Annotated in this window: 17 protein-coding genes; 2 read left to right on the top strand and 15 right to left on the bottom strand. The window is 50.8% G+C overall.

Annotated features, from left to right (window positions below):
* Positions 1-5: 5 nt before the first annotated feature.
* A complete protein-coding gene (locus TH61_RS06670) occupies positions 6-431 on the bottom strand; it encodes a carboxypeptidase-like regulatory domain-containing protein (protein ID WP_066507574.1) in 426 nt (141 codons plus the stop codon).
* Between the two features lie 23 nt (positions 432-454).
* Positions 455-1186 carry an LPS export ABC transporter ATP-binding protein gene (gene lptB, locus TH61_RS06665; RefSeq protein ID WP_066512591.1) on the bottom strand — a complete coding sequence of 244 codons (732 nt, stop codon included), beginning with the start codon at positions 1184-1186 and terminating at the stop codon, positions 455-457.
* Between the two features lie 195 nt (positions 1187-1381).
* On the opposite strand from lptB, the gene TH61_RS06660 reads away from it, so the two are divergent.
* Entirely contained in the window at positions 1382-2146 is a 765-nt protein-coding gene (locus TH61_RS06660) for a glycoside hydrolase family 25 protein (RefSeq protein ID WP_082780319.1), read from the top strand.
* Positions 2147-2300: 154 nt separating this feature from the next.
* On the opposite strand, the gene TH61_RS06655 is transcribed toward TH61_RS06660, so the two are convergent.
* From TH61_RS06655 to recJ, 3 genes are all read right to left on the bottom strand, one after another.
* The gene (locus tag TH61_RS06655) at positions 2301-5225 is read right to left on the bottom strand and encodes a S9 family peptidase (RefSeq protein WP_082780318.1); all 2925 of its coding nucleotides are present in this window, start codon (positions 5223-5225) and stop codon (positions 2301-2303) included.
* A gap of 150 nt (positions 5226-5375) precedes the next feature.
* Positions 5376-5618, bottom strand: a complete 243-nt coding sequence (locus TH61_RS06650; protein ID WP_066507569.1) for a hypothetical protein — start codon at positions 5616-5618, stop codon at positions 5376-5378.
* Positions 5619-6202: 584 nt separating this feature from the next.
* Positions 6203-7915, bottom strand: coding sequence for a single-stranded-DNA-specific exonuclease RecJ (gene recJ / locus TH61_RS06645; RefSeq protein ID WP_066512586.1), 1713 nt, complete (start codon positions 7913-7915; stop codon positions 6203-6205).
* Between the two features lie 332 nt (positions 7916-8247).
* On the opposite strand from recJ, the gene TH61_RS06635 reads away from it, so the two are divergent.
* Positions 8248-8685, top strand: a complete 438-nt coding sequence (locus TH61_RS06635) for a PH domain-containing protein (protein WP_066507563.1) — start codon at positions 8248-8250, stop codon at positions 8683-8685.
* A gap of 74 nt (positions 8686-8759) precedes the next feature.
* Here TH61_RS06635 and TH61_RS06630 read toward each other — a convergent pair whose 3' ends face one another.
* The 10 genes from TH61_RS06630 to TH61_RS06590 form a co-directional block, all read right to left on the bottom strand.
* The gene (locus TH61_RS06630; protein ID WP_071887802.1) at positions 8760-10595 is read right to left on the bottom strand and encodes a tetratricopeptide repeat protein; all 1836 of its coding nucleotides are present in this window, start codon (positions 10593-10595) and stop codon (positions 8760-8762) included.
* Positions 10596-10817: 222 nt separating this feature from the next.
* A complete protein-coding gene (locus tag TH61_RS06625; RefSeq protein WP_066507549.1) occupies positions 10818-12923 on the bottom strand; it encodes a peptidylprolyl isomerase in 2106 nt (701 codons plus the stop codon).
* A gap of 82 nt (positions 12924-13005) precedes the next feature.
* Positions 13006-14280 carry a hemolysin family protein gene (locus TH61_RS06620; protein ID WP_066507546.1) on the bottom strand — a complete coding sequence of 425 codons (1275 nt, stop codon included), beginning with the start codon at positions 14278-14280 and terminating at the stop codon, positions 13006-13008.
* Between the two features lie 19 nt (positions 14281-14299).
* Entirely contained in the window at positions 14300-14455 is a 156-nt protein-coding gene (locus TH61_RS18120; protein ID WP_157600616.1) for a hypothetical protein, read from the bottom strand.
* Positions 14452-14982, bottom strand: a complete 531-nt coding sequence (lptC, locus tag TH61_RS06615; RefSeq protein ID WP_066507544.1) for an LPS export ABC transporter periplasmic protein LptC — start codon at positions 14980-14982, stop codon at positions 14452-14454. The genes TH61_RS18120 and lptC overlap by 4 nt, the downstream gene beginning before the upstream one ends.
* 45 nt (positions 14983-15027) lie before the next feature.
* A complete protein-coding gene (locus TH61_RS06610) occupies positions 15028-16359 on the bottom strand; it encodes a hypothetical protein (protein ID WP_157600614.1) in 1332 nt (443 codons plus the stop codon).
* Complete coding sequence (locus TH61_RS06605; RefSeq protein ID WP_066507540.1) at positions 16352-17068, bottom strand: type III pantothenate kinase; 717 nt, start codon at positions 17066-17068, stop codon at positions 16352-16354. Before TH61_RS06605 ends, TH61_RS06610 begins: the two co-directional genes overlap by 8 nt.
* 15 nt (positions 17069-17083) lie before the next feature.
* A complete protein-coding gene (locus TH61_RS06600) occupies positions 17084-18862 on the bottom strand; it encodes a pseudouridine synthase (protein WP_071887801.1) in 1779 nt (592 codons plus the stop codon).
* A 56-nt stretch (positions 18863-18918) separates the two neighbouring features.
* Positions 18919-19482: an SMC-Scp complex subunit ScpB gene (gene scpB, locus TH61_RS06595; protein ID WP_066507532.1), complete on the bottom strand. Its 564-nt coding sequence runs from the start codon at positions 19480-19482 to the stop codon at positions 18919-18921.
* 16 nt (positions 19483-19498) lie between these two features.
* Positions 19499-19882 carry a TraR/DksA C4-type zinc finger protein gene (locus tag TH61_RS06590; protein ID WP_066507530.1) on the bottom strand — a complete coding sequence of 128 codons (384 nt, stop codon included), beginning with the start codon at positions 19880-19882 and terminating at the stop codon, positions 19499-19501.
* Positions 19883-20485 lie beyond the last annotated feature (603 nt).

Raw genomic sequence — 20485 nt, 5'->3', positions numbered from 1 at the left:
TTCTTTCAGATTTGATTGAAGCATTGTTCCCAAGCGTCCTTACCATTCGCTTGTTTATACAGCTTCTTCATACGCCTATCCATTCGTCTACTTGCTACTCGATATTGCCTTTCAGTCCAAAATGCTCCTAAGCAATTCACTTCCTTGTCAGCCATTATAAGCTTTATAGGAAGGGATGAATCTTTGATTAAGATTTTGTCTGTTGTGAATCCAACCATTCGGAATTCAAGAGAGTCACCTTGGCTAGCAATAATTTTAAATTGGCCTTTCTGGTCAGAAGTCGCTTTTGCTCCACTTTTCAAATTAGAGATAACTACTCCGGTCAAACAATGCAGTTTATCATCAATTATTTTGCCCTCAATGTTTGTCACTATTTGAGCAGAGGCTAATTGATAAACCATGGATAACATTATTATGAATATTGTTCTCATGGGATTCAGCCTAGTAATAGGTTCTAAACCTTCCTTTTCAGCTCAAAGTGCTTGCCTAGGTACACGCGTCTCACCTGCTCATCGGCGGCAAGTTCTTCGGCGGTGCCGGATTTGAGGATTTTGCCTTCAAAGAGAAGGTAGGCACGGTCCACGATGGAGAGAGTCTCGTTCACGTTGTGGTCTGTGATGAGAATGCCAATGTTTTTGGTCTTGAGCTTGGCCACAATGCTCTGGATCTCCTCCACGGCAATAGGGTCAACGCCGGCAAAGGGCTCATCCAACAGCACGAAGCTGGGGTCTACGGCCAAGGCGCGGGCAATCTCGGTGCGGCGGCGTTCCCCACCCGACAAGACTACGCCCTTGTTTTTACGTACATGCGTAAGAGAGAACTCCTCTAAGAGCTCTTCTACCTTCTCCTTCTGTTCCTGTTTGGGCCGGCCCGTCATCTCCAGTACCGACAGGATGTTCTCCTCCACGGTGAGGTCTCTGAAGACAGAGGCCTCTTGCGCCAGATAGCCCACGCCTTTCTTGGCCCGGCGGTACATGGGCAGCTCGGTGATGTCCTCCTGGTCAAGATAGATTCGCCCCGAGTTGGGCTTCACCAAGCCTACAATCATGTAGAACGAAGTAGTCTTTCCCGCGCCGTTTGGCCCCAGTAGTCCCACAATCTCGCCTTGGTTGACTTCCACGCTCACGTCGTTCACCACCGTGCGCGACTTATATTTTTTGAATAGGTGTTCAGCTCTTAAAATCATTGGGCTAAAAATAGGCAATAAACCGCAGATGTGATAGTCTAACGCATAAGTGAGGGCGTTACGCATATCGTTCGCCAATGTTTCACTTATAATTGCACTTTACAAGGGACTTTATTTTAAAATTCAGAGAATGTTTGATTGATTTTATTCTTCTTTCTAATTTACAATACCTTTTAGTACAAGCGCTTATCTGTTATGGCTTCATTTTTTACTACGGCTGGTTGGAAAACCCTTACTGCTTCTGTCTTATTAGCAGGTAGTATCACTTTGATGGGAGCCAATACCAACTCCTCCAGCTTTCTGCACGGCATTGACGTGTCCAGGTACCAGGCAGAGGTGAATTGGGAGCACGTAAAGGAGTCTAACATTGCCTTCGCGTTCATGAAAGCCACCGAAGGTAATTTTCTGAAGGACCCATACTTTAAGCGCAACTGGGAGTCAAGCCGCAAACACGGCATCAAACGTGGTGCCTACCATTTCTACCTGCCTTGGGTAGACGTAGACAGTCAGTTAGAATTATTTAAAAGCACCGTTGATTTACAACCAGGCGATTTAGCCCCGGTCTTGGACCTGGAGACCTACGCCAAAGACATTTCTGATGTGCAGATGCGCGCTGACATCAAGCGCTGGTTGGTAGGCATTGAGGCCCATTACGGCATCAAGCCCATCATCTACACCTACCAGGGCTTCTACGACAAGAAACTGCGCGGCCACTTCGCCGGCTACAAGTTCTGGATTGCCCGCTACAAGAACGAGGAACCCTCTACCCACCCCAGTGACCAGATGGCGTTCTGGCAGTACTCAGAGAAAGGCACCGTGAAAGGCATCAACACCCCCGTAGACGTGAACTGGTTCTACGGCGACATCAACGCCCTCAACGCGCACTGCCTGCCTGCCCCGGTAAAGGCAACTACGACTACTGCTTCCACTGCCATAGCCCAGGCCGAGCCTGCGTTTTAAGGCTATTTCCTGAGAAACAGGCTGAAAACGAGAAAAGCACCATTATTAAAGACAAATCCCAACCCAAGCATATTAATTCTAACTAAAACGCCCAGCTACTTGAATGTAGCTGGGCGTTTTTGGCTTGTTTTCCGGGAATTAGCCCGAAAACGGACTATTTACCGGCGTTCACAGGCACGGCCGTGGTGTTGGTAACCGGTGGCTGACCCGGCGTGGGCGTAGTAGTGGTGGGCTCTTCAATTAGCTCCAAGCCGTATTCTTTGCCTTTCACCAGCGTTGGTACACCTTTCTTCATCCAAGCTGGTTCTGGGGCGCCTTTCAGGTAATGGTCAAAGAACTGTGATAGACGCACGGACAGGTCTTTGCGGTTCTTTCTTTGCACCAGATTGTGGGCCTCACCGTTGTAAACTAGCATCCACACCGGTTTCTCCAGACGGCGCAGGGCCATAAAGAACTCAATGCCTTGGTACCACGGAACGGCGCCGTCATTGTCATTGCTCATAATCATCAAGGGGGTCTCTACCTTAGGTGCGAAGAACAGCGGTGAGTTCTCAATGTACTGCATCGGCTTTTCCCAAAGGGTACCACCAATACGGCTCTGCGTGCGCTCATACTGGAACTGACGGCTCATGCCGGTTTCCCATCTAATTCCGCCGTAGGCGCTGGTCATGTTGCTGACCGGCGCTCCGGCCATGGCCGCTTTGAACAGATTGGTACGCGTCACCAAGTAGGCAATCTGGTAACCACCCCAGCTCTGTCCCTGTAAGGCCATGTTCTTTTCGTCCACAAATCCTTTGGCTACTAAACTCTGCACACCCGGGATGATGGAGTTGTAAGCGCTCTCACCTGGGTAGCCGTCTTTGTACACAATGTCTGGCACAAACACCAGATAGCCCTGGCTCACGAACAACGGAATGTTGATGGTAGAGGCGCTTGGCGCCGGCTGACGGTAATTATGCAAGGTCTCAGAGGTGCGCTCATAGAAATACACCAGCATCGGGTACTTCTTGTTCGGGTCAAAGTTGTCTGGTTTGAACAACAGACCTTCCAACGGAATATTGTCATTAGAGCGCCAGTTGATTAGTTCCACGTTGCCCCAGGCGTACTCGCTCTGCTGTGGGTTGGCGTCACTTACTTTCTGCGGAGCATTGAAGCTGGTGTTGGTCACCCACACATCCGGGAACTCGCGGTAACTGCCTCTTCTAAAGATGAGGCGGTCAGCGCTCCTGGCTTTCTGCACGGCGGTGAAGGAGTTCGGCTCCATCAACACCTTCTGCGGAGCGCCAGATTTAGACACGAAGTCTGTGTAGAAACCATTGCTCTTAGTCTTCAGGTCGAAGGTTCTCAACAACAGCTTGTCTTCTGCCGGAATAGTGCGCTGGGTTGGGTTCAGGCTCAGGTACCTAAACTGCAGGTTGTTCTGACGCCCGAAGCCATCTGTTACGTTTACCGCTTTGTCTTTTCCACTTGGGTCCAAACGCCAGATATCATACTGGTCATATACCAACAGGTGCTCATCTTCTTTGGTCCAGCCGGCTAGACCATATTCCTCTGGCAAGGTGGGCATGTCGTGCTGTACGTCATAAAAAGGCGTTTTAAGCGCACGGGTCAGGTTCATAGGCGTGTTGGCTTTCACGCTCATGGCTTTCCAGGAGCTGTCGGCGGGCTCAAACCAGTACAGGTACTTGCCGGCCGGCGACAAACGTGGATTGCCTCTCACAGCTTTGGCGACCAGTTTTCGGCTTCCGTCTTTGAGGTTAATCAGCCAGGCATCTTGCTTAGAAGGCGTGTCATAGCCCACGCTCAACAGGTAGTTCACGTTGCTGGTGCCCACTGCGTAATCAGCGGTTCGGCCCGGGTTCAGGGCTACTTCTGGGATTTCAAGTGTGGCCAGCTGAATCATCTTCTTGGCCTTTAGGTCATACACCGCCAAAAAAGACCGCTTTTGCTCGCGCTCCAACTGCTTTAACTGCATAGGCTGAATGAGCGGGTCTTTGTAGGTCCAGATGTCCAAGCTTACTTTGTCCTCCTCCAGCTTGGTGGTGTCTTTCTCATATTGCGTAGGGCGCGGAAACGTCCCGAAGAACAGGCGCTCGCCCTTGTCATCAAAACCTAACTGCGCGTGCTCACTCACCATCCATTTAGATGGCATGCCTTTGTAGACCGTGTCAGCCAACACTTTGGCGCGATTGTCTTTCTGCGTCCAGTGCATGAGATGGAAGTAGCGCAGGTCTTTGCCTGTGCTGTCCTTGCTGGCTACAAACGCCAGTTGCTGACCAGTGGCATCTGTCGCGAGGTTCTTATAGCTCACTCTACCCGTGTCTATCGGCATGGCTTTGCGAGTAGCCGTGTTGAAGGCGTGTACACCTGCCTTGTGCAGAGAATCGGTTTCGGCTTTCACGAAGAACAGCGTACTGCCTTTGCTGGAGAACAAGTAATCTGTCACGCGGTCAAACCGAAACTCCTGGCCGGTAGGCAAATGGCGCAACACTAACTCCGTAGGGTCTTGCTTATTGGCTCCCGTAGCGGGCTTAGGCGCTGGTTTCGCGGCAGGTTTGGCGGGGGCTTTGCCTTTGGTAGTATCTTTGGGCGCTTTTGATGCCAACGGCGCTTCTAGGTGATAAGCCAGCCATTCGCCGTTCTGCTTGGGTAGTTTGTAGGTCTTCACACGGGCCACATATTGGGTGTTGCCTTTGCTCAGGTCATGAATGGCCAGGGAGTCTTTGGGCATTTCCTCGGGCTTCTTCTTTTTGAGTTTGGCTTGGCGCGTTGCGGCAAAAGCCGGCTTTATCTGGAAAACAGCAAACCGGCTGTCTGTGGTAAAGGCGCTTCTGTAGCCTCTGGCGAACTGCTTAGATGCGTTGGCCGTCAAGTCGCGTAGATGCAATAGGCCGTCGCCTTCTTGCGGGTTGATAGCATATAGTAGGTATTTCCCGTCTGCTGAGAGGGAGTCGCCTTCAATGTTTTTCCAGGAGTCATAGACATCATGGGTCAGGGGCTTTTTGGCGACGGACTGCGCTTGCACGGTCATCGAACCTGCCCCTAGTACCAGCCCTATGAGGAGAGAAGGTATTTTCATAAAGATTTGTTTGTAGGTAGTGTGATTGGGAAAGAAGAAAGATACGGCTTTTGCGCTTTCTGAATTATTACAAATGTGATTAAATCAGATTGTGACACATCACTATATAAGTGAAGCTTCCTTTAAATGAGCAATAATTAAATAATTATTCTATGCCTTTTCTAGTTGTTCCTTATCTGTAATTTCTTTTATAAAAATAAGGATAGATGTTTGAATAAATAATCTAGTAAAGTTTATATACTTAAACTTACTCAAAGATATTAGAGCATATATTTTAAATGCTTCTGGATTTATTCCTTCAGGAACTTCTTTACCTTGAGTAAAATCGTATGGCACAATAATTACAGAAAGTATAAGTGCTATAATACTAAGGATGTTAATTATTTTTTTCATTTAACTTTATAATATAGATTCAGTCGTTCCTAAATGTAATATTAAAAATTAATCCCTTAATCTATACCCTAGATTAGCATACATACTCGCCATTGTTGATGTTATTACCAACAACCATGAACTGGCTCTCCAACCGCTATTACTTTCTGCCTTAGCCGCCTTGCGCTTCCATTGGCTATCCCTGAGAAAGCTCTTCCTTCCGGTACCCTGTTCTCCGCTAAGCGGTCACGGCCGCGCCGCGCCGTCTTCCCGCCTCGCGTTACACCAACTTGCCTCTTCTGCATCGTTACTCCTTTGGGTGATTGCCTAGCCCCACCTTGTCGTGACCGCTGTTCTTGTCAGAGGTGGCAACCTGCTTAGACGACTCGCCAGAAAGACTGGATCAGGTCCCAGTGGCAAAGGCTTTTACTAATCGCAGATTCTCCCCTTGAGGGGAGCGTAGAGGGGTGTTTGAGGCAGCGAGCACAGCTCAATAGAGGTGTGTTTACACGAGCTGGTTTAGCAACCAGCAATTGACAATCAGCAATGAACCACCCTTCCGTTTTTGGTTTGATTCCTATAAAACAGGCTAAAAGCGGCGTTATCTAAGAAGAGAATCGAATGTCTTTGATGCGCAGTTGCAATGTCACGTTGCCGCGGTAGACGTTCTCTTCAATGCTGTAGCAGACGTCAAACGGAATGCCTTTCTGAATCATCGGGTAGAACTCGGCCATACCGAACGCGATGGCGTCAAAGGAAATGTCCCCGTCTTGGGTAAGGCGCAATTTGAGGTGGGTGTCCCCTACCACCCGCACAGAACCGGTGTCATACACGCAGGTGCTCATAAAGACCGGCGACATATTACCCGGCCCGAACGGCTCCATCTGCTTGAGCACTCTGAAGAAGTTCGGTTTGATTTGATGGAACTCCAGGGGCAGGTCAATCTCTACCATGGGCACCAGTTGCTCGTCCAGGATGGTGTTGGCCACAATCTCTTCAAAGCGCGCTCTAAAGGCCGGCACGTTCTCCACGGGCATAGTCAAGCCGGCGGCGTACATATGCCCGCCAAACTGGTCCAGAAGGTCAGAGCAGGCCAGGATGGCCTGGTGAACGTCAAAGCCATGCACCGACCGGGCAGAACCGGTGGCTTTGCCGTGGGACTCGGTGAGGATGATGGTGGGGCGGTAGTATTTCTCAATGCACCGGGAGGCCACAATTCCTACCACGCCTTTGTGCCAGCTGTCTTTGAACAGGACCGTGGAACGGGCGTTGCGCAGAAAATCATCCTGCTCAATCATCTGCAAGGCCTCTTTGGTAATGCTGGTATCATGCCCGCGCCGCTCAGAGTTGGAGAGGTTAATGTTGGCGGCCATGTCAAAGGCTTCTTCCTTGGTCTTAGCCAATAACATAGCTACTGAGCGCTTGGCATCACCCATACGACCGGCGGCGTTGATGCGCGGCGCAAACCCGAACACAATCTGCGTAATGTCCAGCTCTGACCGCAAGCCAGCCAGTTCTTTCAATGCTTCCAGGCCCGGGCGTAACAGTCGGCCGCTGTTCATGCGCTGCAAACCATGGTAGGCCAGAATGCGGTTCTCACCCGTGATAGGTACAATATCAGCGGCGATGCTCACCACCACTAAGTCTAATAACTGGTACAGCGGTTCTAGGTCAAAGCCCTGCTGAAGGCAGAAGGCCTGCATGAACTTGAAGCCTACGCCGCAACCGGCCAGTTCTTTGTACGGGTAGGGACAGTCCAGGCGCTTGGCATCCAATACGGCCACGGCCTCCGGGAGCATGTCATCGGGTAAGTGGTGGTCGCAGATGATAAAGTCAATTCCCTTCTCGTTGGCGTAGGCAATCTTGTCAATGGACTTGACGCCGCAGTCCAGGGAGATAATCAGGCTGAAGCCGTTCTCCTGCGCCCAGTCAATGCCTTGGAATGAGATGCCGTAGCCCTCGGCGTAGCGGTCTGGAATGTAGTATTGGATGTTGTCTCTAAAGAAGTCTTTGAGAAAGCTGAAGACCAGCGCCACCGAGGTAGTGCCGTCCACGTCATAGTCGCCGTAGATGAGGATGCGTTCCTGGCGGTGCAGGGCGTCTACCAGGCGGTTGACAGCCTTGTCCATGTCCTTGAGCAGGAATGGGTCATGCAGGTCTTCCAGAGACGGCCTAAAGAACGAGCGAGCCTCCTCATAGGTACAGATACCGCGCTGACAGAGAATGGCGGCCAAGGGCAAACCAATCTTCAGGCTGTCACTCAGATTCTGTACTTTTGCGGCGTCCGGCACCTCCTTAACTACCCATCTCTTCTGCATTGGTGTGTTGCTGCGGCGTTTAATGTATTTGACAAGCGGGCGCAAAAATAACGAATTCATCTGGCACTGTTGCGTCTTGCCCGCTGTTAGAAATCCTGAAACCTCTTTTTTAATTCCTGACTTCCGTGAAAAACCTGAAAGAATTTTACCACAAGTACAAAGCCTACGGTCTGGTGGACGCCCTCATGTACCTCTCCTTCTTCCTTTTCCTGGGGCTGCTGTTCCTCTTCTTCGCGTAGGTTGCAGAGCGTTCTTGACCTCTTTTCTGGAAAACGCGCCAAAACCAAAGCAGTCATCTTGATATTATAGGAAGACAATTTGTACCTTCCTGAATGGACAGCACCCGTACATTCACCTCTTCCAAGAGCTGGTTTGTCAGCTTGGCCCTTTTAGGCACTTCCCTTTTTCTGGCAGTAATGACTATTCAAGACTTCCTGACGGCAGGGTCCTTGGCCGGGAAGCTGATCTTCTTGGGTTTCTCTTTGGCGATGATTGGGCTACTGCTCTGGACGTGGTTTGGCACCTATTACCGGGTGGCTGGCCATCATCTTTACTACCGGTGCGGACCCCTGCACGGCAGAATCCCCATTCAAGAGATCAGGATAGTCAAACAGAAGGAACGTTTGTGGTCCGGGCTGCGGCCGGCGCTGGGCCTCCATGGCCTTATCCTGCATTACCATAAGTGGGATGAGATTTACCTTTCGCCCAAGGATAAGGAGGCGTTTGTCAAGGCTTTGCAGGAGATTAACCCATCTATACAGGTAAAGTAACTCGCACCTAACCAAAGAGAAATCCTTCGTTTTTGGCCTATTTCCTGAGAATTAGCCCTAAAACGCTTTTCTTCTCAACTTCCACGTAACGTTCTGAACCGCTTTCTAGCCTCCGCTACAAACACGCTGCCGGGGTACTTGACCAGCAGTTGGTTGTAGAGTTCCTGCGCTTTGGCAGGCTGTTTTAGGTTTTCCTCGTTGATTTTGGCCAGCAGGAACAAGGCGTCGTCTGAGAGGATGTCATACCTGGGGTTGTCAATAATCTTCTGCAGGTTCTGGGCGGCTATTTCAAACTGGCCGGTCTGATAAAGCAACTGCGCCTTCTGGTAATAGATTTCATCGGTGAGGCTGTGCCCGGGGTATTTGGTGAGCAGACCGTCCAAGGCTTTGAGGGCCTCCGCGGTTTTATGCTGAAATACCAAGAAGTCAATAGCGGCGTATTCTTTGAGGGCAACGGCAGATGTGTCCATGCCGGTGTTGTCCACAATCAAAAGGCTCAGGTCCAAGGCGTCATTGGCAATCTCGCGGCTGGTGGCTAGTTTCAAGATATCAAGGTGGCTTTGGGCCAGTTCAAAGTCTCCTTTGTAGTAGCTGAGGCGGGCGTTGCGCAGTTTGGCCTCATAGCCCAGCGGCTGTTCCTTATGCGATTTCTCCACCTGGCTATAGAGCAGGGTGCTTTCCCAGGGCTCGCCGCGCAAGAGGTACACGTCTGCCAGCACTAGTTTGGCCTCTGCCACCACGTTAGGGTTGGCGCCGGGCAGGGCAATCACTTCCTGCAGGTGCTTGATGGCTTGTTCGGGTTGGTCCAGGTAGAAAGCCTGCAGTTCGCCCAGGTCTTTGATGATTTCGGAGGTGCGGCCAGTTCTGCCTAACTCTACTAAAAGCGCTTCATATTCCTGCGCCAGCAGCTTTATCTTCTCCTTGTCTACTGGGAACGTGTTTTTGACCTGCTCCTCTCTGGCCCTGATAATGCGCTGCCGGGCCACCGGGTAGACCTCAGTGCCTTTGTACTGCTGCATGAGGTAGGTGTAGGCGTCAATGGAGGTAGCGTAGTCTTTGTTGCGCAAGCTGATGTCCGCCAGGGAAAGCACGCGTTCGCCGCCGCCTTGGGTGCGCCGGTCCAGCGCCCGGGCCTGCATTAGCGCCGGCCCGAAGTCCTTGCGTTGCACCAGGGTCCAGATGAGCAGTTCCTGCAAGGGCGTGGCATCTGGCTCCAGCTGCACGGCCTGCATCAATTTGGACTCCAGCAGATTTAAGGACTCTTCGTCTCGGAGCGTGTTCTGGAGCATGTTCTGCGCGAAGTTCACCGGCACGGCGTTGCTTTTCACCTGCAGCATGACCTCGTTGATCAACTGCTCGCTCTTACGCTGAAAGGAATAGATCTGCAGCAGTTGCGGTGCGAAGGCTTTCTCATTACCGCTCAGTTTTCTGGCTTGCAGATAAGCCTGTTCCATCTGGTCAAACATCTCGGCCTGCTGGAAGGCGGCGGCCACGCTGTACACGTTCTCTGGGTTCACGGACCGGATCACCTCCGCCCATTGCTTTTCGGCGGCGGCATTGTTGCCGGCGGCCTGCAACACCTTGCCCTCGTCCACGGCGTAGTTGGCTACGCCCGGAAACTTCTTCTGGGCGCGCTTCACCAGCTTTTCGGCTTCCTTGAAATTACTGAGGGCCAGTAGGGTCTTGAGATAGTCTGCGTAGACCAAACCAAACTGCACGTCCTGCTCAATGAGCTGGCTTAACAATACCTCGGCTTTCTGAAACTCATTCTTGCGGAGGTATTCCTTAATCAGTGCCATCTGCTCTGGCACGCTTTGCGTCTGAGGCTGGGTTTGCGCCATGCTCTGCACCGGACTGGCGCAAAGGCACCAGCACACTAGCAATCCACCCAAACCCAGTCGCTTGCTCATATCTTTCTTAAAACAGAGGTGATGTCTTTATAAACGATGTAGAAGGAAGTATACGTATTTCTGGCGCGTAGATTGTCTCACAGTGCTCCAGACCTTGCGTCCTTCTTACAAGATAGCGTTTTCGGCCTATTTTCCAGAAATCAGGCCGAAAACGCTATTGGCTGAAAACACAAAAGCCGCACGGTGGGTGCGGCTTTTGCAATAGATGATGTTGTCTTCTAATTAAAAGAAACGTACGCGGTTGTCTTCTACGTTGGCGTTTTTCTTAACGGCCTCATAGATAGCACCTTGCACACGGCCGGCACGCTGACCGGCTAGTTGCTGCTTGAAGGTGTTTACGTCCGTTACCGGAGGGGCTGGCGTCACGCTGGTCATTTCCATCACCACTACACCGGCTTCGCCTTGGATAGGCTGCGTGCGCTGTCCTGGCTTCAACCCGAAGGCGTTGCCCACAGCCACCGGCTCAAAGCCCAATCCTTGCGCGTTGGCCGTAGCAAGCGTTACATCCGTCACTGAACGAACGATGGCATTTGGACCATATTTAGCGGCGGCTTGCTCCAAGGTGCCTGTGATTTTACCCAATTTCTCCTGGATTTGCTTTGCCTTTAACTCATTGCGCACGGCGGCGGTCAACTCGTCTTTCACATCAGCTACTTTGGCGGTTCCTTTTTCACGCTTGCCGGTTAACACGGCTACTACGTACTGGTCGTCCAAGGTCATGACCGGAGAAACTTTTCCAACTTCGGTTTCTTTGTCAAAAGCCCAACGCACCAGTTCACGGGCGTTCTGCAAGTTGTTTACGCCACGGTCAGCGGCGGTGATGTTCTTGGCTTCAGCTTTTACCAGGCCTTTTTCTTTGGCGATGGCTTTCTCAAACTCATCTGCATTTTTGCTCTCAGAGGCCAAGATGCTGGCTCTTCTGAAGGCGTCTTCTCTAGAGGCATCGCTTGGCGTGATGGTGCGGGTCACCTGCGCCAATTGGTACGACTTGCTGGTTTTAGGTGCCGTTACTTTCACAATGTGGAAACCATATTCAGTCTCTACCAAGTTAGGCAACAATCCGGCAGAAGAGGCACCAAATACTGCTTTCTCAAACGCTGGCACCATGCGGCCTTGGGTAAACCAACCTAGGTCACCGCCTTGTGAGGCTGTTCCGTCAGTACCGTGCTTGGCCGCCATCATGGCAAAGTCAGCACCGCCTTTGATTTGGTTGTAGATGTCCTGGGCTTTTGTCTTAGCAGCGGCCTTGGCCTCTGGGGTAGTGTTTTCTGGTTTGATCAAGATGTGGCTGGCGCGGGCAGAAGGCGTACCACCGTCTTTCACACCGGTTACTTTGATCAAGCTGAACGTGCCGTTCTCCATGAAAGGACCGTACAGTTTACCTTGCTCTAGAGTCTGGGTTCTCAACGCTTCTGGCAACTCGCTCACAGATACAAACGCACCGTTGTAAGGCGTGTCAGACTCGGCTTTCACAAAAAGGGAGTCGTTCTGGGTCTTGCTGAATTCAGCGGCTAGCTCAGAGGTCTCTTTCTGGTACTCGGTGCTGTCTTCTCTAGAGGCAGACACTGGAATGGTCACGTAAGAGATAGAACGTCCTTCTTCTACTTCAAACTTCTTCTTGTTCTTGTCCAGGTAGTCCTGCAACTGGTTGTCCGTTACCTTCACGGCAGAATCAGAGATGGTGAAATACGGGATGAACAGGTATTTCATGGCTGCGCGGCTGTTCTGCTCTGCGTTGTAGCGCTTCACTTCTTCGGTGGTCACGTAGTTAGACAGCGTGAACAGGTTGTAGTATTTGTTACGAAGGCGGTCTGTGGCCAGTTCTGCCTCGTACTTGTACCAAGACTCGCGCTGGGCAGGGTCCATGGTCTTTAGGTTTTGCAACGTCTGGCGAACTCTGTTTATATCAAACTGTCCCGTCTGCTGGTCTGTGAACATCTGTCTGATGGCAGGGTGGATGTTCTTGCCCTGCACCATGTCATACAGCTCATCATCAGAAACTCCTAAGCCCAGTTTCTCAAACTCCTCTTCAAAGGCGTATTTGAATACCAGCTGGTTCCAGGTCTGCTCACGCAATTGTGCCATTTCGGCTTCACCGGGCTGACGACCGTACTGCTGTGCGTAGTTGTTCTTGGCTTCCTCCACCATGAGCTCAAAGTCTTGCACAGGCACCTCATGCCCGGCAATCTCCCCCACTACCATTTTGTCATTGAACAACCGGGAATTAGGTCCCAGCAAGTCTCCCAACACAATGAAAAAAAGTAAGCCCACAGCAATCGCACCAATAGCGAAGCCTGACTTCTCCCGAATCTTGTTAATTAATGCCATGTAAGTAATTGACGTATTTTATGCGTTATGCAAAATAATCTGAATAAGTGGTAAAATCAAAATATAAGTGCCTAGCGGCCAGTTATTCTTCTGGGTAGGGATTCTTGACAGACAGGTGCACGGTGTTGATGCGGTGCTCATCCATGGACAGAATGCGTATTTCAAAGGGTAAGACCGTGATTATGTCTCCGGTAGAGGGGATTTCTTCCAGCACAGATAAAATAAACCCGCCCAAGGTTTCATAGTCTCCCTCTGGCAGGTTCAAGGCATATTCCTCATTGAGGTAGTCAATCTCCTGGCGCGCCGAGAACAGGTAGGTGTTGGGCTCTGGCAAGGTCTGCTCCAGCAGGTCCTCCTCGTCATACTCATCGTTGATATCGCCAAAGATCTCCTCCATCACGTCCTCTAAGGTTACAATGCCAGACGTGCCGCCAAACTCGTCCACCACCAACACAATGCTGCGGTGGTCTGTAATGAACTTGACAAATAACTCGCGCGCCAGCATGGTCTCCGGCACCGCCTCCATGGGCATAAGGATGTCTTGCAGGCTCTTGGGTTGGTCAAACAGACTGAACTGGTGGCAGTAGCCCAGAATATGATCCAGAGAATCTTGGTAGATGAGGATTTTGGAGTGGCCGGTTTCAATGAAGGCTTCACGCAGGGCGTCAACGCCAGCTTCTAGCTCAAGGGCGTCAATCTCGGTGCGGGGCACCATGCACTCACGCACCTTCACGTTCTTGAACTCCAAGGCATTGTGGAAAATTTTGCTGTCCACCTCTTCGGTGGCTAATAAGGCCAGGGTAGACTCCTCTGGGGTGGGTAGCTTGGTAGCGAAAGGCTCAAACGCCAGCGCATTGGTCAGCAGCTCCTCTTCGTTTTTGGTGTCTTTTCCAGAAAACAGGCCAAAAACAACGTTCACCGCAGCAGTAAAAGGATAAAGAAGCACCCACACCAAGGTCAAGGGGCCAGACAGAATCCTGATGATTTTACCGCTGGTCGCCAAAGAGGCCATCATGCCCACGCTTAAAAAAAGCAGCCAGCTTACTAGAAACGTACTGCCGGCGGCCAATACCATGACCAGGCTGTGCATGAGCGCGGTTTTATCCAGGAGCAGCGTATAGACTACCTCATATAGCCCCGCGGCAAACAGAAGCAGGCCAATGCCCAGGCCCAGTTGGATGGTAAGAAAGACTTGAGATTCGCGGCGAAGGAGGAACCCGATCAGGCTTTTTTGTTCGGTTGCCTCTAATTTGGCCACCACTGGATTGAGGTGCCGCAAGGCCACTTCACTAGTGGCTAATAATAATAGCAGGATTGCTCCCAGGCTAAGAAGTATGTAGGGTATGTCTGAATCCATTCAGTGGAAGGAACGAGGCTTATTTCCCTTTGTTCATACGAAAAAGGAATAGAAAGATCATGGCGATCATGAAAATCCAGTAGCTCTCCACAATGCCGTCCTGCGTAGCGCGGTGAATGCCAATCACAATGGCCACTACAGAAAGAGCCAAGTAAATAGTTTGCTTAATGGTCATTGCTGCAGGGTAAAGCTACCCGAGAAGTTTTTAATCTGATAGTCTGAGAAATCCTCATTAGCGGTGAGGCCGTGCCCGGTGGCAACCTCTTTGGCACTGGTGATGCGCACAAACTTTTCTGTGAAGATGATGCGTTTCTTCTTGTCCCAGTACAGCTCCTCTGTGTTGAGCTGCTCATTCTTGGTGATGTTCTTAACCACCACGTTGTTGCGCACAAAGTACTGGTCCTTGGACTGGTCATACTTGCCGTACTTAGAAGACACCACGCTGGACGGTTTGCCTTCTTCATAAAAGGTGATGTGCAGTCCTTTGGGGTAAAGAATGTCACCGTTCTGCATCTTCTGCTCCAGTGGCGCGGTCATCTTCAAGACGGTCTTGGCCGAATCACTATAAATGGTAACCAGGTCCTTGGTCTCGGCCTCTGGGCCTTTGTACTGCACCACTTTGACCGCCTCATCTCCAGACCCAGAGCAGCTTACGCTCACCAGGGCCAACAATGCCAGCACGTACACAGCGTATGCCTTCATGTAGGAGAAGTTTTGGTTTATAAAATGGACAGCGCTACCCCGGGATTAGTCAAACTTACGCTTGATGAACCAGCGGCTGTTAAAGTTGATGCCCAGGTTCACTCTAAAGTAAAGCTCTTCCAATTCGGTTTGCTTTCCTTCTAGGCGACCTACTGCGAAGCTGGTGTTAACCAAGGCTTGAGTATAGTCTGGCGGACGAACGCCTCTGCCCAACGGCAAGGTGAAGCCCCAGGTAAGGCCCATGTCTTTTACTTCTTGTACGCCTGTGCTGGCCATTACCTCATTGGCGCTGTAGTAACCACCCACACGGTAGGTCATACGCTTCAGGTAAGAACTTACAGAACCGGCGTCTGGCGTAAATTCACCGCCCAAGCCAATTCTATAGCCGTCCCCTAGTTCCTGGCGGCCGGCGTTCTTTTCACTGCTGAATCCTCTAAACTCAGATCCTTTGTATGAAGCAAAATCTAACCCCATCACCAAGTTCTTGGCATTGTCCAAGGCTAATCCTACCTGTAGGTTCTGCGGAAGGGTGCTATAGCCGCCTAGACTGTCTACCAATACTTGAGACACAATAGACTCATCTACCCTTCTGCGTTCTTGGCTCACCTGTCTATCGGCGTCCAGAACAGACTGAGCGGTGTAAGTAGCACCTACGCCTACGTTCCATTTGTCTGCCAGCTTTCTGCGGTAGTGGGTGCCGCCTTTGAACATAAACCCAGAGTATTTGGTAGTGCTGTGCACCAAGGCCTTTTGTACCGCTGAGATGTCTGTTTCGCCGTTCTCTACTAAAATAGTAGAGGCGTCTTTCTCAATAGTCCCGAAGATGTAAGAACCCGCCGCACCAATAGTCAATCCAGGGGCCAAAGAAACTCCATGCGAGAAATGCACCTCATTCAGGCCGCCGCTTCCTCTGTATTCTGTGTAAGAAGTAGCCACTGTACTACCCGTAGACGGATTAAGCACTGGAGAAGTGAAAATAGTATTGTAGTTGACGCGGCTGTAAGGCTTAAGACCTACAGAGGCAGTCCATCTGCTAGTGATTGGAATAGACAACGCCAAGTAGTTGAGGTTGGTCTTGCCGTCTACCTGTGAGTCTGTTCTGTCTTCCAGCTTTTTGAGTTCAGAGATAACCGCGGCCTCAAAGGTCACCATGTTGTTGTAATACAGGAGCGCAGGGTTTATGTCATTGACCGCGCCCAAGCTGGCGGTGGCTATTCCCACATTCCCCATTCCAAAATTACGAACACCGCCGGTGCCCTGCACTACATCACCCACTCCAAACCGTGAATACGGCGAGTTGGCGAGTTGTTGCGCTTGTACATGCGACCCAATAACAAGACCTGAAAGGAGAAGCAGTGCGCGAAAAGGCTTATACATTATACTCTAAAATTCGGTTTAGCCCGATTAAAACCAATTCGGGAATGACAAAGATGCGTGCTTTTACTGTACTTTCAAAAAACGGAGCGTCACCGCCGCAAAGAACCACGGTCAATGATTTGTATTGACGCTCATAATGTTGAATCATGCCCTCCACCTCGGCTATGACCCCGTAGAGCACCCCGCTTTTCATGGCCTCCTCAGTGGTTTTCCCCGTTCTTGGTGGCAACTCAGTACCAGACAGGAGCGGCAACTTACCAGTGAACGTATGCATGGCCTGATAGCGCATGTTTATCCCCGGAGAAATACTGCCGCCTTGGTAAATACCTTCTGCCTCCACTACGTCATAGGTGATGCAAGTGCCCGCGTCAATGACCAGGCAGGTACGCTCAGGGAACAAATACTGTGCGCCCACGGCGGCGGCCAGCCTGTCTACCCCCAGCGTGCTGGGCGTGGCGTAGGCATTCTGCAAGGGCACCGGTGTTTGGGTAGAAAACAGAATCTGCTTACCCGTTATTGGTACCACGGCGCTCAGCTTCTCAGGCGTTTTGCGTACCGAAGAGACAATCACGTGCTGCACGAGCTGGTCTTTCACGGCCTCGCCCACTTCAGAGAGCTCAGAAAAAATGGACTCCCGCACCAAAGCACCGCCTTCAAAAAAGCCGACTTTGATGCGGGAGTTGCCCATGTCAATGGCTAGATTCAACATCCAGAGAACGATTGATTACATGAAGTATTTCAAACGCACTACTTCTTTTTCTGAAAGGAATCTCCAGTCTCCTCTAGGAAGGTCTTTCTTAGTCAAGCTGGCGTATTGCACCCGGTCCAGAGATACTACCTCATAACCCAGGTGCTCAAAAATGCGGCGCACAATGCGGTTACGGCCAATGTGAATCTCAATGCCCAAGAACTTGTTAGAATCACCCAGCAAGGCCACATCATCTACGGTTGCTTTACCGTCTTCCAGTTCTAACCCTTCGGCTACTTTAGCCAAGTCATCTTTGGTGATGGGCTTGTCCAATTCTACCTGGTAGATTTTAGTGATTTTGTGCGAAGGGTGCGTCAGTTTCTGGGCCAGCTCGCCGTCATTGGTGAACAGCAACAGACCGGTGGTGTTTCTATCTAGTCTACCCACGGGGAACAAGCGCTCCTTAGAGGCATTCTTCACCAGATCCATCACGGTCTTGCGGCCTTCTGGATCCTCAGTGGTAGTGATAAAGTCTTTGGGCTTGTTTAAGAGCACATATACCGTTTTCTCACGGTTCAAAGTCTTGCGGCCGTACTGCACGGTGTCAGAAGGATCTACTTTGTAGCCCATCTCGGTCACTACTTCGCCGTTTACTTTTATCTCACCGGCGGCAATCAACTCATCTGCTTCTCTGCGGGAGCAGATACCAGCGTTGGCAATGTAGCGGTTCAAACGGATGCCGTCTTCTACGTCATCTTTTTGCTTGCGCTTCTTGCGGTCTTCGTAGTGCTTTAAGTTGTAAGAAGGCGCCTCTTGGGTTTCTTCATTGCTACGGTCATACCGGCTGGTGCTACGCGGTTTGCTGGCGTCGCGGTCGTTGGTTCTGTTGTTTCTATCGTTACCGCGACGGTCATCACGACCCTGGAAAGACGGACGGTCTCCTCCTTTGTTAAAAGAAGGTTTGTCGCCTCTATCTGGTCTAGAAGCAACGCGGTCTGGATTGTCTATTTCAAATGCACGCTTAGGTCTGTCCTCAAATTTACGCGGACGCTCATCTCTTGGGCGTCCGTCTCTTGGGCGCTCTTCTCTGCCTTCGCTTCTGCTTGGGTGTGGATTGGGTGCAAATCGTTTCTTGCCTTCTGAAGGATTGAAACCTCCCTCACGGCGGCTGTCTCCACCACGGTTAAAGCCACGGCTTTCTCTGTCATCGCCGCCGGCTGGTCTAAAGCCGCCTCTACGGTCCTCTCTGTTGTCAGAGCTGCCAAAGCTGCGTCTCTCTCCTTCACCTCTTGAGGAAGAACGGTCTCTATCGCCACCAAAGGCCCCTGGTTTTTTGTAGCCTCCCTCGCGGTTGCGGTCTTCACCGCCTCTTGAGAAGCTGCCTCTTTCGTTTCTATCTGAAGAACCTGGTCTTTTGAACCCGCCTCTGTCATCATCGCGGCGTGGCGCTCTGTCACGGTCTCCAAAGGAAGGTCTGTCTGAGCGGCTATTGCTGTTGCGTTCTACCGGACGGAAGTCACCTCCACGGCGGTCATTCTCGCGGCGCGGGGCTCTTTCTCTGTCTGCGCTTCTTGAGGGAGTCTCATAGCCGCTGTAGTCGTCTTTGTGTTCTCTTTTTGGACGCTCTGCACGGTCTCCTCCTCTGTCTGAGGAAGGACGGCTTCTGTCATTGCTATCTCTACGCGGGCCTCTGTCTCTGTCACCGCCGGCTGGGCGATCAAAGCGGGTACCACGGCCAAATACTTTTCTCTCGCCGTTGCCTGCGCTACGGTCTCTGTCTCTGCCTTCTTGGGGCGTGTCTTCTCTTCTAGCCATGTTGAAATTAAAAAATTGCAGTATCGCTACTGTATAAAAGGATGTGTACTATCTACTTATAAATCAGCGGTCTCGCCGATGGTGTTCTCTTCTGGGGCCAAGTCTCTGAGCTGAGGCAGGTCTCTGAGGTGGTTGATGCCAAAGTACTCCATGAATTTCTGGCTGGTGCCATACAACACGGGGCGTCCAATGGTGTTTGCCTTGCCTTTGATCTCTACAAGGTCTTTCTCCAGCAGGCGCTGGATGGCGTAGTCACAACTTACGCCTCTTATCTGTTCTAATTGGGTGCGGGTGATGGGCTGTTTGTAGGCAATGATGGCCAAGGTCTCCAGCGCAGAGGCAGAGAGCTTCTTCTTGGACTTATGCTTTAATAAAATACTCACCGAGTCCTGGTAGGCCGGCTTGGTCAAAAACTGATACCCGCCGCCAATGGCGTAAATCTGGAAAGAGAACGCGTCTGTAGAAAATTGAGCATTCAATTGCTCAATTCCCTCCAGGACGTCACTCACACTCACCTCCGTAACCAAGGCTTCTGAGAGGCATTTCTGCAACTCCTCAATAGACACTGGCGAGGTGGCACAAAAGATAAGTGCCTGTAGGTGATTCAATAGCAGGTTCAAATCAGGTACTCCTTAATTAGTCGTTGCGGTTCATTTTGGCTTCAATGGTGTGCTGCGTGTGCGGCACGGCCTTCAAGCGCTCTTTTGGTATCAATTTACCAGTCTTGATGCACACGCCGTAGCTTCCGTTTTTAATCCGGATCAGGGCGTTCTCTAGCTGCTGGATAAATTTCAGCTGTCTGGAGGCTAACTGGTTTAAGCTTTCTTTCTCCTGGGTGTCTGCACCGTCTTCCAAAACCTTAGAGGTGTTGGCGGTGTTGTCAGTACCCTCGTCATTGCGGCGGCTCAGGGTCTCTTTGATAAAAGCCACCTCTTTGCGCGCATTATTTAATTTCTCAAGGATTATCGCTTCAAATTCGTTCAACTCCTCGCGGGAATACCGTAGTTTTTCTTCAGACATGGCTATACGTTGGTAACGGTTTTGCTATAGTTTGTTAGTATAAATGCTTTTAAGGCTCGGGCTTGGTTACGACGTTTGGCCTTTTGTGTTGTTGGCCTTGGTCCTACCTGACGCCGTTTGCCCTCAATACCCTACCTCTTATTTAGGTAAAAGACATAGGTTGGGGGAGTTACAATTTTGCGCAAAAATACAGCTATTATTTCTGAAAACTATGCAGTAGTTCAAATTGATAGCTTCATTTTACAATTTCAGGTGCTTTGTTGGCCCTATTCATCCCACAGGCCGCTTTACCTGTTCCGTTTTTGGCCTGTTTTCTCCATAATACCCTAAAAACGGAAATGGTTAATGACCTGGGAATGGATTCTATTGTTGAGAGAGCCTTTTGGCAAGCCAATGGTTGCATGCACTGTGAACAGGGTTGTACCTTTTAGGAAGACAAGCTGTAGCTTAGATTTGATGAGGAAACGAGTTTCAACCCAAAACCCGTTCAACTTCAGTGAATAAGGCTCGCACTTTGATTTCACCTGCTGAAAGAATGGCGCCGGAGGATGAGTGATACGTTGGTAAGCCGGTAAGAGGAGATGAGTTTGCAGAGGGGGCTGG

Origin of the sequence: Rufibacter sp. DG15C (assembly GCF_001577755.1) — a bacterium.
Lineage (GTDB): Bacteria > Bacteroidota > Bacteroidia > Cytophagales > Hymenobacteraceae > Nibribacter.
The sequence above is the reverse complement of the archived record's forward strand: the minus strand, read 5'-3'. Positions and strand labels throughout refer to the sequence as shown.